This is a genomic window from Rathayibacter sp. AY2B3 (genome assembly GCF_002931755.1).
GTDB lineage: Bacteria > Actinomycetota > Actinomycetes > Actinomycetales > Microbacteriaceae > Rathayibacter.
The window spans coordinates 1-14835 of record NZ_PSUG01000023.1; the positions used below are offsets into that span (position 1 = coordinate 1).

Sequence of the window (14835 nt, forward strand, 5' to 3'; positions counted from 1 at the left end):
GATGGCCGACCTCGGTGAGCGAGCCGTCGGCGGACGTCGTCCCGTAGACGACCTCGACCGAGACGTCCTCCGGCGAGAGCTCGCCCAGGCGCACGCCCGCCCGCACGGCCAGCCGGTCCCCGCGCTGGGGCACCGCATCGATCCCGCCGGACTCGACAGAGGCCACCGCGACCCCGGGCCAGCCGGCGCGGACCCGCCGCTTCCACGCCGCCAGCTCCTTGGCCGGCTCGAAGTGGTCGGCGGCGACGGCGCGCCCGGCCTCGGCGGCCGGCGAGTAGAGCGCCTCGACGTACTGGCGCACCATCCGCTCGGCGGAGAGCTCCGGCGAGAGGGTCGCGAGGGTGTGCCGGATCGAGCGCACCCACCGCCGGGGCACTCCGTCGTGATCGCGCTCGTAGTAGCGCGGCACCACCTCGGTCTCGAGCAGCTCGTAGAGCGCCTCGGCCTCGAGCGTGTCGCGGGCCTCCGGGTCGAGCGCACGGTCGGAGGAGGGGATCGCCCAGCCGTTCTCGCCGTCGAAGTACTCGTTCCACCAGCCGTCGAGGATCGAGAGGTTGAGCGAGCCGTTGAGCGCCGCCTTCATCCCGGAGGTGCCGCACGCCTCGAGCGGGCGCAGCGGGTTGTTGAGCCAGACGTCGGTGCCCGGGTAGAGCAGCTGGGCCATCGCGATGTCGTAGTCCGGGAGGAAGACGATCCTGCGGCGCACGTCCGGCTCCTGCGCGAAGCGGACGAGCCGCTGGATCAGGCGCTTCCCCTCCTCGTCGGCCGGGTGGGACTTGCCCGCGATGACGATCTGGATCGGGTGCTGCGGGTGGGTGAGCAGCGCTCGCAGCCGCTCGGGGTCGTGGAGCATCAGGGTCAGCCGCTTGTAGGTCGGCACCCGCCGCGCGAAGCCGATGGTGAGCACGTCCGGGTCCAGCAGCTCGTCGAGCCAGGCCGGCGGGAGGCCGCCCGGATTCTGCTCGCGCCAGGAGCGGGCGGCCCGGCGGCGGGCGTCCTGCACCAGCTGCTCCCGCATCGCCCGGCGAGCGGCCCACAGCTCGGTGTCGCCGAGCGCCCCCGAGGCCCAGTCGGCCCGCGTCGTGTCGTCGGTGCCGAGCCGCTCCTCCGCGAGCCGCCGGAGGATCGGATCGGTCCAGGTCGCCGCGTGGACGCCGTTCGTGACCGAGCCGATCGGCACCTCCGCCGTCTCGAAGCCGGGCCAGAGGCTCGAGAACATCGAGCGGCTGACCTCGCCGTGCAGCGTCGAGACGCCGTTGGAGCGCTGCGCGAGCCGCAGGCCCATGTACGCCATGTTGAACGCCGTCCCGGAGTCCCCCGGCTCGGCGCCCAGCGCGAGCACGTCCTCGACCTGCACGCCCGGCAGCAGCTCCGTCGAGAAGTACTCCTCGATCATCCCGCGGTCGAAGCGGTCGATGCCCGCCGGAACCGGAGTGTGCGTGGTGAAGACCGTGCTCGCCCGCACCACCTGGAGAGCCTGATCGAAGTCCAGGCCCGCCCCGATCAGACCGGAGATGCGCTCCAGCCCCTGGAAGCCGGCGTGCCCCTCGTTGGTGTGGAACACCTCCGGAAGGACGCCTCCCGAGACCTCTGCCCAGAGCTCGAGCGCGCGGACCCCGCCGATGCCCAGCAGCAGCTCCTGCAGCAGGCGGTGCTCGCCCCCGCCGCCGTAGAGGCGGTCGGTGACGGAGCGGAGCGAGTCCTCGTTCTCGGGGATGTCGGTGTCGAGCAGGAGGAGGGTCACCCGGCCGACCTCCGCGCGCCAGACCCGGGCGTAGAGCGCGCGGCCCTCGGGGAGCGCCAGCACGATGCGGGCGGGCGAGCCGTCGGCGAGCCGGACGACGCGCAGCGGCAGCCCGTCGGGGTCGAGCGAGGGGTAGGACTCGAGCTGCCAGCCGTCGGCGGAGAGCTTCTGCGAGAAGTAGCCCGACCGGTAGAAGAGGCCCACGCCGGTGAGCGGCACGCCCAGGTCCGAAGAGGCCTTCAGGTGGTCGCCGGCGAGGATGCCGAGTCCGCCGGAGTACTGGGGCAGCGCCGCCGCGATGCCGAACTCCGGCGAGAAGTAGGCGATCGAGCGCGGGGCCGACTCCGCGAGCGACTGGTACCACCGCGGCTCGGTGCGGTAGCGCTCCAGCTCGTCGCGGAGGCGCCACGCCTCGTCGACGAAGCCCTGGTCCCCCGCCAGCTCGGCGAGGCGCTCCGGGCTCACCGCTCCGAGCAGAGCGGTGGGATCCGCTCCCCCGCGCCGCCACAGCTCGGGATCGACCCGCTCGAACAGCCGCCGGGCGGGCTCGTGCCAGGCCCAGCGCAGATTGCCCGCCAGATCGCCCAGAGCCGAGAGCTCGGGCGGGAGGACGGAGCGGACGATGAAGCGGCGGATCGCCTTCACGGCACCCCTCGACTCTCTGCGGACCCCGGAGCGCCCGGTCGCGGAGCACCGGGGCGGTCGCGCTCGGTCACCCTAGCGGACCCCGGCCACCGCGGATCGGCGGGACGCGGACCCGCCCCGACGCTCCGGGACGCGCTCCCCTGGTCCGTTCGCACAGGCCCGAGCGCGGGCGCAAGCGTCGTGTGCGAGCCGCCGCCGGTCGCTACTGTCGTGACGTGGCTCAGATACCTTTCGGCAAGGCTCAGAACGGCAAGGACGCACGGCGAGCGGGTCGCGGACGCGCACCCCAGGAGGCGTCGGCGCCTCCCGAGACGGCCGCTCCGGCGCCCGCTGCCGCCCCCGAGGCGACTCCTGCTCCCCCGGCGGCCGACAGCGCACCGGCCGCCCCGGTGACCGCCGACGCACCCGACGCGTCGCCGGCGCCCGCGACGACCGGCAGCGGCTACCGCGTCCGCGCCGAGCGCCTGCCGATCCTCGACCCGCAGCCGCGGCTCGAGGACGACCGCTGGCCCGCGAAGGCGTTCGTCGGCGAGGTCGTCCCGTTCGCCGCCACGGCCTTCCGGGAGGGGCACGACCTCATCGGTGTCGACCTCCTGCTGAGCTCGCCGTCCGGGTCCGAGTCGGAGCACCGCATGTCGCTCCTCGCGACCGGCACCGACCGCTACGGGCGTCTCGTGGCCCTCGACGAGGAGGGCGACTGGAGCTACCGGATCCGCGCCTACGCCGACGACTGGGCGACCTGGCTGCACACCGCCGAGGTCAAGATCCCGGCCGGCCTGGACATCGACGTCACCTTCGCCATCGGCGAGGGCCTGCTGCGCAGCGGCGCCGACGACGCCTCGCGGCCCGAGGGCGAGCGCGGCCTGCTCTCCGACACCGCCGCCCGCGTCGGCGACACCTCCCTGAGCGCCGAGGAGCGCCTCGCTGCGGCGACCGATCCCGCCGTCCACGGCGCGCTCGACGCCCGCCCGGTGATGAGCCTCAGCAGCGTCTCGGAGCCGCGCACCGTGCACGTGGAGCGCACCCGCGCCGGCGTCGGCGCCTGGTACGAGTTCTTCCCTCGCTCCGAGGGCGCGGTGCGCCACGAGGACGGGACCGTGACCAGCGGATCCTTCCGCACCGCGATCGACCGCCTCCCCGCCGTGGCCGCGATGGGCTTCGACGTGCTCTACCTGCCGCCGATCCACCCCATCGGCCGCTCCTTCCGCAAGGGCCCGAACAACACCCTCGACGCCGGCGAGAGCGACCCCGGCTCGCCGTGGGCGATCGGCTCGGCCGAGGGCGGGCACGACGCGATCCACCCGGACCTCGGGACCGAGGACGACTTCCGCGCCTTCCACGCCGCGGTCGAGGACGCGGGCCTCGAGCTCGCCCTCGACTTCGCCCTGCAGGCCTCGCCCGACCACCCCTGGGTGACCAGCCACCCCGAGTGGTTCACGACACTCCCCGACGGCTCGATCGCCTACGCCGAGAACCCGCCGAAGAAGTACCAGGACATCTACCCGATCAACTTCGACAACGACCCGGAGGGCATCCGCCAGGAGTCGCTGCGGGTCCTGCGCCACTGGATCGACCTGGGCGTGCGCATCTTCCGCGTCGACAACCCCCACACGAAGCCGCTCGACTTCTGGGAGTGGATCATCCACGAGGTCAACGCCGAGCACCCCGAGGTCGTCTTCCTCGCGGAGGCGTTCACGCGCCCCGCGATCATGCGCGCGCTCGGCAAGGTCGGCTTCCAGCAGTCGTACTCGTACTTCACCTGGCGCAACACGAAGGAGGAGCTCGGCGAGTTCTTCACGAGCATCTCCCACGAGACGGCCGACTACATGCGGCCGAACCTCTTCGTGAACACCCCGGACATCCTCACCGAGTACCTCCAGTACGGCGGCCGCTCGGCCTACAAGGTGAGGGCGGCCCTGGCCGCGACCGCGTCCCCGCTGTGGGGGGTCTACGCCGGCTACGAGCTGGTCGAGAACGTCGCTCGGCCCGGCGCCGAGGAGAACATCGACAACGAGAAGTACGAGTACAAGACGCGCGACTGGGCCGGCGCCGAGGAGTCGGGCCGCTCGCTGGCGCCGTACATCACGCGCCTCAACGAGATCCGGCGCTCGCACCCCGCGCTCGGGCAGCTGCGGAACCTGCACGTGCACGGCAGCGACGACGACGCGATCCTCGTCTACTCCAAGCACCTGCAGGCCGCGTTCACGGGCACCGGGACCGACGACACGATCATCGTCGTCGTCAACACCGACCCGCACTCGGCGCGCGAGACCACGGTCCACCTCGACCTGCCCGCGATCGGCCTCGACTGGAGCGCGACCTTCGAGGTCGAGGACCTGATCACCGGCGCCGTCTGGACCTGGGGCAGCGACGACTACGTGCGGCTCGACTCGTTCGTCGAGCCCGTGCACATCCTGAGCGTGAAGGCGGACGAGCGATGAGCGGAACCACTCCCGAGGGCACGAACCCCGCCGAGGAGGCGGGCCTCGGCGCGCACGCCGAGACGGTCCCGACGACGGGCACCAGCTCGGCGACCACCTCCGGCCACGGCGCGCACGTCGCCGACGCGGCGCCGGACGCTCCTCAGCACCCCGGAGCGGACGGCGAGAACGCGCGGAGCTACGCGGTCGAGACGGTCCCGGAGGCGCCGCAGCCGGTCGCGGCCGACGACGCCGAGGGCGAGGAGCCCGACGCCGACGAGGACGCGGTCTCCGCTCCGGTCGGCAGCGCCGCCGAGGACGCGGTCCACGACCACACGGACTCCGTCGCCGCCGACAGCGCCGCTCCCGTCGAGAGGACCGCCGGCAGCGTCGAGTCGACCGCGGATCCCGCGTCCGCCTCGGGCCCCGTCGACGGCACCGCGGCGATCGCGCTGCCCGACATCCCCGAGTGGGTGCTCCAGCAGCTCGCCACCGGCAGCAACGCGCTCCCCCACGACGTCCTGGGCCAGCACCTCGTCGCAGCGCCCGGGGTCTCCGACCCGGTGACGGTCGTCCGCGTGCGCCGCCCGCTCGCCGAGAAGGTCGCCGTGGTGCTCTCCACCGGCGCGCGCGTCGAGCTCAGCCACCTCAGCGACGGGATCTGGCAGGGCTTCCACGTCCTCGGTCCGCAGGCCTACACCGTCGAGGCCCGCTACGACGGCGGCGGCGAGTGGACCGCGGAGGACCCCTACCGCTTCTCGAAGACGGTCGGCGACTTCGACCTCTACCTCATCGGAGAGGGCCGCCACGAGCGGCTCTGGGAGGCGCTCGGCGCCCGCCACCGCGAGCACGAGGGGGTCTGGGGCACGAGCTTCGCCGTCTGGGCCCCGCACGCCCAGGCCGCTCGGGTCGTCGGCGACTTCAACGACTGGAACGGCGAGGGCCACTCCCTCCGCAACCTCGGCACGACCGGGGTCTGGGAGATCTTCGTGCCGGGCGTCGAGCCCGGAGCCTCCTACAAGTTCGACCTGCTGTCGCGCGACGGCCACTGGGTCCGCAAGGCCGACCCGATGGCCCGCGCCACAGAGGTGCCGCCCGCGACCGCCTCGAAGGTCCCCGTCTCGCACCACCAGTGGGGCGACTCCGGCTGGATGGAGAAGCGCGCCTCGGTCGATCCGCACACGCAGCCGCTCAGCGTCTACGAGATGCACCTCGGCTCCTGGCGTCCCGGACTGGGCTACCGCGACCTCGCGGACCCGCTGATCGAGTACGTCACCGAGCTCGGCTTCACGCACGTCGAGTTCATGCCGCTCGCCGAGCACCCGTTCGGCGGGTCCTGGGGCTACCAGGTCACCGGCTACTACGCCGCCTCGAGCCGCTTCGGCACGGCCGACGACCTCAAGTACCTGATCGACCGCCTGCACCAGGCCGGCATCGGCGTCATCGTCGACTGGGTGCCCGGGCACTTCCCCAAGGACGACTTCGCCCTCGCCCGCTTCGACGGCGAGCCGCTCTACGAGCACCCGGACTGGCGGCGCGGCGAGCAGATGGACTGGGGCACCTACGTCTTCGACTTCGGGCACACCCAGGTGCGCAACTTCCTCGTCGCGAACGCCCTGTTCTGGCTCGAGGAGTTCCACGTCGACGCCCTGCGCGTGGACGCCGTCGCCTCGATGCTGTACCTCGACTACTCCCGCAAGGAAGGCGAGTGGCTGCCGAACCAGTACGGCGGACGCGAGCACCTCGAGGCGATCAGCTTCCTCCAGGAGGTCAACGCCACGGCCTACAAGCTCCACCCGGGCATCATGATGATCGCCGAGGAGTCGACGAGCTGGCCCGGCGTCACCCAGCCCACCAGCTCCGGTGGCCTCGGCTTCGGGCTCAAGTGGAACATGGGCTGGATGCACGACTCGCTCGACTACATGGCGAACGACCCGCTCTGGCGCCAGTACCACCTGGGCGAGATCACCTTCTCGTTCGTCTACGCCTTCAGCGAGAAGTTCGTCCTGCCGATCAGCCACGACGAGGTCGTGCACGGCAAGGGCTCGCTGATCCAGAAGATGCCGGGCGACCACTGGCAGCAGCTCGCCAACGTGCGCGCCTACCTCGCCTTCATGTGGGCGCACCCCGGCAAGCAGCTGCTCTTCATGGGCCAGGAGTTCGGCCAGTACTCCGAGTGGAGCGAGGAGCGGGGTCTGGACTGGTGGATCCTCGACCAGCCGAGCCACCGCGGCCTCTGGAGCCTCGTCGGGCAGCTGAACCGCGTGTACCGCGACTCCCCGTCGCTCTGGGAGCTCGACCACGAGCAGTCGGGCTTCGAGTGGATCGACGGCGGCGCGGCGGCGGCCAACGTCGTCTCGTTCCTGCGGAAGGACAGCGAGGGGCGCCCCATCGCCGTCATCGCCAACTTCTCGGGATCGCCCGTGCACGGCTACCGCGTGAGCCTGCCCACGGCCGGCCGCTGGGAGGAGCTCGTCAACACGGACGCCGAGATCTACGGCGGCAGCGGAGTGGGGAACTTCGGAGCGGTCGAGGCGCGCGAGGAGCCGTGGGCGGGCCGCCCCGCGTCCGCCGAGCTGGTGCTCCCGCCGCTCGCCGTGCTCTATCTGCGCCCCGCCGACTGACCGGTCCCTGCACGGAAGAGGCCGCCCGCCGCGACGATCGTCGCGAGCGGGCGGCCTCTCGGCGTTCCGGCCGGGCTCAGTAGAGCAGGCCGGTGAGGCGCGCCCGCGCCTTGTTCACGCGCGGGTCGGTCTGGCCGACGATCTCGAAGAGCTCCAGGAGTCGCGCCCGGACAGCGGCCTTCCCGTCCGCGTCCAGTCGCGGGAACATCGAGAGCAGCCGATCGAAGGCGTCCTCGACGTGTCCGCCCGAGACGTCCAGATCGGCGACGGCGAGCTGCGCGTCGAGGTTCGACGGCTCGGCCGCGGCGGTCGAGCGGATGTCGTCGAGCGTGCGGCCCTGGAGGCGGGCCAGCAGCCGCACCTGGGCGAGCCCGGCGACGGCGAGGTCGTCGCGCGGGTTCTGCGCGATGGCGGTCTCGTACTCGGTGATCGCCGCGGCGTAGTCGCCCCGGTCGATCGCGTCGTAGGCCTCCTGGTGGTGCGGCGGCAGCGGCTCCGGCTCGGGCTCCGCGCCCTCGGCGGCAGCGGCTCCCTCCACCGGGACCGTGCCCGTGACGCCGTTCTGAGCGGCGAGCTGGAGGACCTGCTCGAGCAGGTCGCGCAGCTGCTCCTCGGCGACGAGACCGCTGAACAGGGGCACCGGGCGGCCGCCGATGATCGCGGCGACCGTCGGCACGGACTGCACCTGGAACGCCTGCGCCAGCTGCGGACTCGACTCCACGTCGACCCCGACGAGCACGAACGCGCCGGCGTACGAGACGACGACCTTCTCGAGCAGCGCGGTCATGCTCTGGCTCTGGTCCGACCAGGAGCCGCGCAGGTCGACGAGCACCGGCACGCGCGAGGAGAGCTGGACCACCTGGTCGAACTCGGCGTCGCCGGCGGTCAGCAGCAGCGGATTCGCGCCGGGCGCGCCTCCGGGAGCGGCGGGCGCGGCAGACGCGCCGGCCTCGGCGGCAGGCGGGGTCCGGCGGTTCACCAGCGACGAGAGGTCGACGGCGCCGCGGAGGTTTCCGGGCAGGGGCGGGACGGTGCTCACGGCAGCTGCACCACCGAGACGAGTCCCTGGCTCCATCCGAGCATCACGATCTTCTCCTCCGATCCGACGGGCGGTACGTAGAACAGCAGTTGGTAGCCGTAGGTGGTCTCGATGCCGGTCGTCGACTTGTCCGTGCCCAGCAGGGTCTGCGAGGCGCCGGAGGTCGAGACGGTCGAGCCCTCGGCGGTGGGGCGGACGGTCGACGTCTCGGCGATGCTCGCCGCGACGAGGGCCCCCGAGTCGTTCGTCGCGAGCGCGATCGTCGGCGACGTGCCGGCGGCGTTCGAGAACTCGATCGAGGCGGTGTCCGGCAGCGCCTCGCGGTCGGCGTTCTTCTTGTCGACGCCGACCTGGCCCCGGAGGGTGTCGCCGTCGGCCGCGAAGAGCTCGGCGTACTGGCTCGAGTCGCCGTTGGCGAGCACGTCCGCGTACGCGGAGCCGACCGTCTGCGGGGCGAGCTTCATCAGGCGCGAGTCCGGCGCGACGATCGACGTGCCGACGGTGACCGGCGCGACATCGGGGATGCGCGCGTTGGCCTCGAGCGAGATGGCGTAGTCGACCTTGTAGTCGACGCGCGGGCTCGCCTGGCTCATCATCAGCGCGATCGGGGCCTGGGTGGTGTCCGACGAGTTCTGCACGACGGCGGTCACGAGGCGCGGCCACGACTCCGTGTCCTGCGGGAGCACCAGGCTCACCGGGGAGGCCGGGATCGTCTGCGGCGGGTCGATCGTCCCGCCCTTGGTGACGACGTCGTAGTTGGTGGTGCGCTCCGTCAGCGCCTCGCCCTGGAAGCGCTCGGCCAGGATCCCGGCGTCCCGGGCGGCGTCGGCACGCGACGCGACGTCGGCGACCTCGGCGACGATGGCCTCCGCCTGCTGCGTGGTGACCACGGGCGTCGGCTCGGCCGAGACCGGCTCGGCCCCCGCGGTCGCCGTGGCGGACGCCGTCGGCGCCTCGCTCGCGCCCGCGGCCAGATCCGGCCAGTAGTCGGAGCTGCAGCCGGAGAGGAGGACGGTCGTCCCGAGGACGACGGGCAGCACCAGGGCCGCCCTGCGCCGCGAGGGTGCCGGCGACGCCGTGGAGGCCTGGATCCCGGCTCGCGGCCGGGGGCGGCGGGCCCCGCGCGGGATCCGGCCCTGCGGTCCCTTCCGACGCGGGCCGTGCTGGCGGCGCAGGTGGACGAAGGCCCAGATGTAGAGGACGAGTCCGAGCAGGAGGAACACGGCGCCTCCGAGGAGCAGCGGGCCGGCGAGGGGCGTCGCCGTGTCCACGGGCCAGCTGACCCGGACGGAGTCGGCGGCCGGCGCGGTGCCGTCGCTCGCGATGAGGATGGAGACGTCCTCCGGCACGTCGAGCGCCAGGGTCACGCTGCCGCTGCCCTCGAACTGCTCGAGCCAGAGGTCGGAGCCGCGGGGGTCGACGACGGCCGCATCGACGGTCTCGACGTCCGAGGAGAGCTGGACGCGCTCCCCCGTCTCCTCCGCGGAGGTGAGGGTGTCGTCGGCGCGCTCGTAGCCGATGGCGTCGTAGCTCGAACCGCCCACCCAGCCCAGCACGTCGGAGGTGGGGGCGTAGGCGACGACGAGGTCGCCGCCGCCCTCGACCGTGATCGTCTGGCGGCCCGGGTTGGCGCCCAGGGTGCTGCCGTCGATCACCGCGTAGGGAGCGGACGAGTCGAGCGCGGTCTCGGCGGTGAGGGACTCCGGAGGAGCCCAGACCGTCCGCTGACCGATGCCGAGCACGATCATCGCGGCAGCGATGACGGTGGCGATGATGGCGAAGACGAACCGCACGAAAGAACTCCTCCTGCGTTGCCGGATCGGGGTGACGGCCGGGGCCGGCTCGGGGTACGCAGCCGGACCGGGGCGCGACGGCAACAGACAAAGACAGTCCACGATAGCCGATGCCCTCGCTCCGATGCCCGGGAGAAGCCGAGAGTGCGGGCCGAGAGGCGCGCGGTGCGGGTGTCGCCCCGGCCGCGGCCTCCGCGCTGAATACACTTTCCGAGTGCCGCGAGCCCCACCGCGGTCCTGCTCTGAAGGAGACGACGTGGCGAACGACGAGGCCGAATTCACCCAGGTGTTCCGTGGCTACGACCGGGACGAGGTCGACAAGGCCGTCCAGGGCCTGCGCCGCGAGCTCATCCACTCGAACACCCAGGCGGCCGAGAGCGGCCGCGAGGTGAAGCGCCTCTCCTCCCGGATCGAGGGACTCGAGAAGGAGCTCCAGCAGGTCGGCACTCCCACCTACGCGGGCCTGGGCGCCAAGCTCGAGCACACCCTGCGCGTGGCCGAGGAGCAGTCCGAGCGGATCATCGCCCAGGCCGAGAACGACGCCTCCGCCCTGCGCCGCTCCACCCGCGACGACGGCGACCGCCTGCTCCAGGAGGCGCGCGACGAGGCCGAGCGCCTGGTGACCGAGGCGCGCCGCCGTGCGGACCGGACCCGCGACGAGTCCGAGGCGCAGGCCGCGGCGACGCTCGGCAAGGCCGCCGACGACCGCGACGTGATGACCCAGGACGCCGTCCGCGAGGCCGCCGCGATCCGCGGAACGGTGGCGACCGAGGCCGCCGAGACCCGCGCCACCGCCAAGCGCGAGGCCGCCGCGATCCGCTCCGAGGCCGAGCGCGAGGCCGCGGAGATGCGCGCCGTCGCCGCCCGCGAGATCGAGGTCGCCCGTGCCGAGGCCGCCCGTCTCGCTCAGGCCAACGAGCTCCTGCGGGCCGAGGTCGCCTCCGAGGTCGACCGGCTCCGGGCGGCCGTCGAGGCCGAGGTCGCCCAGGCCCGCGCTGCGGTCGAGGCCGAGGTGCTCTCGACCCGCGCCGCGCTCGACGCCGAGGTCGCCGCCGTCCGCGCCGAGGGCGCGCGCGAGATCGCCGACCAGCGCACGCGGCTCACCCAGGAGCGCGCCGAGGCCGTCGCCGTGCTCGACGCCGAGCTGGCGGGCCTGCGCGCCGCGTCCGCCGACGAGGCCGCTGCGCTCTCGCGCGAGGTCGAGCAGGCCCGGATCGACCTGGTGGTCGAGCTCGCCGCGCGCCGCGAGGAGGCCGACCGCGACGACCTGCTCCGCCACCAGGAGGCCGTCGCGCAGACGCAGCGCTACCTCGACGAGTCGAACCTGCAGCTCGCCGACGCCATCCGACGCGCGAACGACAAGCGCCTCGAGGCGGACGCGCTCCGCAGCGACGCCCTCGACGACACCACGCGACTGCGCCGGAAGGCCCAGGACGACTCCGACGCCCTCCTCGACGACGCGCGCGACCAGGCGCAGAAGCTGGTCGCGGACGCGGAGCGCCGCAGCCGAGAGCTGATGGACACCGCCGAGCGGCGCCTCGACGAGATCCGCACCGAGCGCGACGCGATCGCCGGCTACGTGTCCGGACTGCGCGGGCTCATCGGCCACATCGACGGGCTCGCGGACGACAGCGACGGCGACGACTCCGACGGCAGCGGCTCGGACGGCGGCAGCGGATCCGACGGCGGCTCGTCCGGCCGCTAGGCGGTCGCTGGGCGGTCGGGCTCAGCCGAGCTCGCCCGCCCACTCCGTCGGCAGCGGGGACGAGGCGGGCGCGACCACGCGCACGATCTCGTCGAGGACCCGGCGGGTCTGCGCCTCGCCGACCCAGAGGTGCTTCCCGCCCTCCACGGCCACGAGGTCCAGTTGCGGCACGCTCGCGAAGCGCTCGGCGGCCGCCTCGGGACGCAGGTAGTCGTCGAACTCCGGGACGAGCGCCACGAGCGGGCGGCCGTCCTCGCCCCAGGCGGCGACCTCCTCCGCGCTCGTGCGGTGCAGGGGCGGTGAGAGCAGGATCGCTCCCTCGACCGGGTGCTCCCTCCCCCACTTCAGCGCCAGCTCCGTCCCGAAGGACCAGCCGACCAGCCACGGGTGCGGCAGCCCGCGCTCCGCGACCAGCGTCATCGCGGCGGCGACGTCCGCGCGCTCGTCGGTGCCGTGCCCGAACGCGCCCTCGCTCGTCCCGCGCGGGGACGCGGTCCCGCGGGTGTTGAAGCGCAGGACCGCCAGATCGGCGAGGGCGGGCAGCCGAGCGGCGGCCTTCCTCAGGATGTGCGAGTCCATGAAGCCGCCGTGGGTGGGCAGCGGATGCAGAGTCACCAGCGTCGCGACGGGCTCGCGCTCCAGCGGCAGCGCGAGCTCCCCCACCAGGGTCAGCCCGTCGGAGGTGTGCAGCTCGACGTCCTCGCGGCGGGCGGGGAGGACGACGCCTCCGCGGATCTCGTGGGTCATCGTGCTCCTCGGATTCTCCAGCAGTGCGTGTGCCAGTGGCGGCGGCCGGCCAGGTCGGCCGCGTCGCCGAGGGCGCCGTCGGCGCGCCAGGTGACCAGGTGCGGCTGGCCGATGTCGATGGTGAGCCCGCAGCCCGGGCAGAGGTAGTTCTTCACGGCCCGTGCGGCGGAGACGGGCTGGACGTTCCACTCCCGGCCGGCGTGGGACTCGGTGCGCCGGAAGCCGGCGAGCATCTGCGAGAGGTCGCGCTGCTCGTCGTCGTCGTCTCGGCGGCTGCCCCGGGGTCTGTTGCTGCGCGGCATCCCCCCAGTCTAGGAGGCCGCCGCCGGGCCCCTCCCGTCAGTGGGAGCTGTCGTCCATCTCGAGCCGGGTCTCCTCGGCGTCGAGCATCAGCTGTGCCCGCCGGAGCGTCCGCGAGGAGTAGACGCCGCGCCCGCGGGCGTCCAGCAGCGCCTCCCGCTCGGCGAGCAGGACCGCCCGGCGCAGCCGCAGGTACTGCGCGTGCGGGCCGAGGGGCGCGTCCTCCGCGCGCCCGACCTGCTCCCACGCCACCTGCGAGCGCGTCAGAGTGTCGCGGCGCACGCGCTCGAGGACGCGCTCGCCCGCCTCGCCGTCGGGCAGCTCCGCCACCGCCTCGGGGAGGGCCTGGATGCCCGTGGCCGCGACCTCGTCGAGCAGCGTCGCGAGCTCGCGGCGGTCGGCCTCGCCGTCGGTGCCCTGGATGCCGGTGAGCCGGATCAGGGCGGGGAGCGTCGCACCCTGGAGGAGCAGCGTCACGACGGCGACGGTGAAGGCGATCAGGATCAGCTGGGAGCGGTAGGGAGTCTCGTCCGGCAGCGACTGGGCCGCGGCGAGCGTGACCACGCCGCGCATCCCCGACCAGGACAGGACGACTCCGCCGCGCCAGCCGAACGCCTCGCTCGTGGTCGCGGCCAGATCGGTCTCGCGCCGGAGGTAGAGCCGCTCCGCTCGCACCTGCCGCCGCCGGAAGCGCTCGTCGCTGGTGGCGCTGTTGCGCAGTCGCATGAGGCCCACCGCCAGGCGCCGGTTGATCCGCTCCGCCCGCCGACCGGAGCTGCGCAGCCACAGGAGCAGCGGCCACACGAAGAGGGTCCGCAGCATGATCAGGATGACCACCGTCGCCAGACCCAGCAGCACGGCGGTGCCCACTCCGAACTCGCCCGGGTTGACGACCCCCGAGACGATCGCCTTGATCTCGGCGCCCATCAGGAGGAAGACGCCGTTCTCGAGCAGGAACTGCGCCGTCCGCCAGTTCACCCGCTCGCTGATCCGCGACTGCGACGAGAGGAAGCGCGCGCTGTTGTGCCCCGTGTAGATCCCGGTGACCACGACGGCGAGCACTCCGGACGCGCCCAGCTCCTCGGCCGGGATGTAGGCCAGGAACGGCACGGCGAAGGACACGGCGGTGTCCAGCACCGGATCCCGCAGCTTCGAGCGCACGAAGACGGTGAGCACGCCCATCACCAGTCCGAGGGCGATCGCCATCAGGACGGAGTAGACGAAGAGGACGCCCACCTCGCCCACGTCGATCGCGTCGGTCGTGACGGAGGCGCCGACCACGGCCGCCGCGGCCGTCGCGGCCCGCAGCAGCACCAGCGCCGACGCGTCGTTCACGAGGCTCTCGCCCTCGAGCACCGTCACCAGGCGGGGCGGGAGTCCGAGCTTCTTGCCGATCGAGGTCGCCGCCACCGCGTCGGTCGGACTCACGACGGCGCCCAAGGCGATCGCCGCGGGCAGGCTCAGATCGGGGAACACGAGGTAGAGGAAGCCGCCGACCACGAGCGCGGTCACCACGACCAGCAGCACCGAGAGCCCGAAGATCGAGCGCAGGTTCCGACGGAAGTCGGTGAGCGGCACCTGGATGGCCGCCGAGTAGAGCAGCGGCGGCAGCACGCCCGCGAGGATCAGCTCCGGCTCGACCTCGATGTCCGGGACACCGGGAAGATACGACGCGCCGATCCCGATGACGACGAGGAGGAGCGGTGCGGCGATCCCGAGGCGGCTCGAGAACCGCGCGACGGTGACGACAGTGATGATCCCGACGACCCCGAGCAGCGCGTAATCCACGGCACCAGGGTAGCGAGACGCTCAGCCCGC

9 protein-coding genes are annotated in these 14835 nt (G+C 73.2%); 3 read left to right on the forward strand and 6 right to left on the reverse strand.

Annotation, left to right across the window (positions count from 1 at the left end; all coding sequences use genetic code 11):
• A partial coding sequence (glgP, locus tag C5C24_RS09240; RefSeq protein ID WP_104304794.1) for an alpha-glucan family phosphorylase occupies positions 1–2389 on the reverse strand: 2389 nt, incomplete at its 3' end.
• A 470-nt stretch (positions 2390–2859) separates the two neighbouring features.
• Here glgP and C5C24_RS09245 point away from each other — a divergent pair.
• The gene (locus C5C24_RS09245) at positions 2860–4830 is read left to right on the forward strand and encodes an alpha-1,4-glucan--maltose-1-phosphate maltosyltransferase (RefSeq protein ID WP_258065126.1); all 1971 of its coding nucleotides are present in this window, start codon (positions 2860–2862) and stop codon (positions 4828–4830) included.
• Complete coding sequence (glgB, locus tag C5C24_RS09250) at positions 4827–7433, forward strand: 1,4-alpha-glucan branching protein GlgB (protein ID WP_104304795.1); 2607 nt, start codon at positions 4827–4829, stop codon at positions 7431–7433. The genes C5C24_RS09245 and glgB overlap by 4 nt, the downstream gene beginning before the upstream one ends.
• Before the next feature lie 76 nt (positions 7434–7509).
• Here the strand turns inward: glgB and C5C24_RS09255 are convergent, their stop codons facing one another.
• Positions 7510–8472, reverse strand: coding sequence for a tetratricopeptide repeat protein (locus tag C5C24_RS09255; RefSeq protein WP_104304796.1), 963 nt, complete (start codon positions 8470–8472; stop codon positions 7510–7512).
• The gene (locus C5C24_RS09260; RefSeq protein ID WP_104304797.1) at positions 8469–10265 is read right to left on the reverse strand and encodes a hypothetical protein; all 1797 of its coding nucleotides are present in this window, start codon (positions 10263–10265) and stop codon (positions 8469–8471) included. The genes C5C24_RS09255 and C5C24_RS09260 overlap by 4 nt, the downstream gene beginning before the upstream one ends.
• 256 nt (positions 10266–10521) lie before the next feature.
• On the opposite strand from C5C24_RS09260, the gene C5C24_RS09265 reads away from it, so the two are divergent.
• Positions 10522–11970 carry a DivIVA domain-containing protein gene (locus C5C24_RS09265; RefSeq protein ID WP_104276006.1) on the forward strand — a complete coding sequence of 483 codons (1449 nt, stop codon included), beginning with the start codon at positions 10522–10524 and terminating at the stop codon, positions 11968–11970.
• Between the two features lie 21 nt (positions 11971–11991).
• Here the strand turns inward: C5C24_RS09265 and C5C24_RS09270 are convergent, their stop codons facing one another.
• Genes C5C24_RS09270 through C5C24_RS09280 form a run of 3 tightly spaced genes read right to left on the reverse strand, consistent with a single transcriptional unit; the run spans position 11992 to position 14805 of the window.
• A complete protein-coding gene (locus C5C24_RS09270) occupies positions 11992–12717 on the reverse strand; it encodes an alpha/beta hydrolase (protein WP_104280526.1) in 726 nt (241 codons plus the stop codon).
• Positions 12714–13019 carry a hypothetical protein gene (locus C5C24_RS09275; protein ID WP_181110258.1) on the reverse strand — a complete coding sequence of 102 codons (306 nt, stop codon included), beginning with the start codon at positions 13017–13019 and terminating at the stop codon, positions 12714–12716. The genes C5C24_RS09270 and C5C24_RS09275 overlap by 4 nt, the downstream gene beginning before the upstream one ends.
• Positions 13020–13056: 37 nt before the next feature.
• Positions 13057–14805 carry a sodium:proton antiporter gene (locus C5C24_RS09280; RefSeq protein ID WP_104304798.1) on the reverse strand — a complete coding sequence of 583 codons (1749 nt, stop codon included), beginning with the start codon at positions 14803–14805 and terminating at the stop codon, positions 13057–13059.
• Between the last annotated feature and the right edge of the window lie 30 nt (positions 14806–14835).

What these genes read in the sequence shown, in the direction of transcription:
- glgB (WP_104304795.1), top strand. Translation starts at nt 4,827, where the DNA reads ATGAGCGGAACCACTCCCGAGGGCACGAACCCCGCCGAGGAGGCGGGC.
- C5C24_RS09270 (WP_104280526.1), bottom strand. Translation starts at nt 12,717, where the DNA reads ATGACCCACGAGATCCGCGGAGGCGTCGTCCTCCCCGCCCGCCGCGAG.
- C5C24_RS09275 (WP_181110258.1), bottom strand. Translation starts at nt 13,019, where the DNA reads ATGCCGCGCAGCAACAGACCCCGGGGCAGCCGCCGAGACGACGACGAC.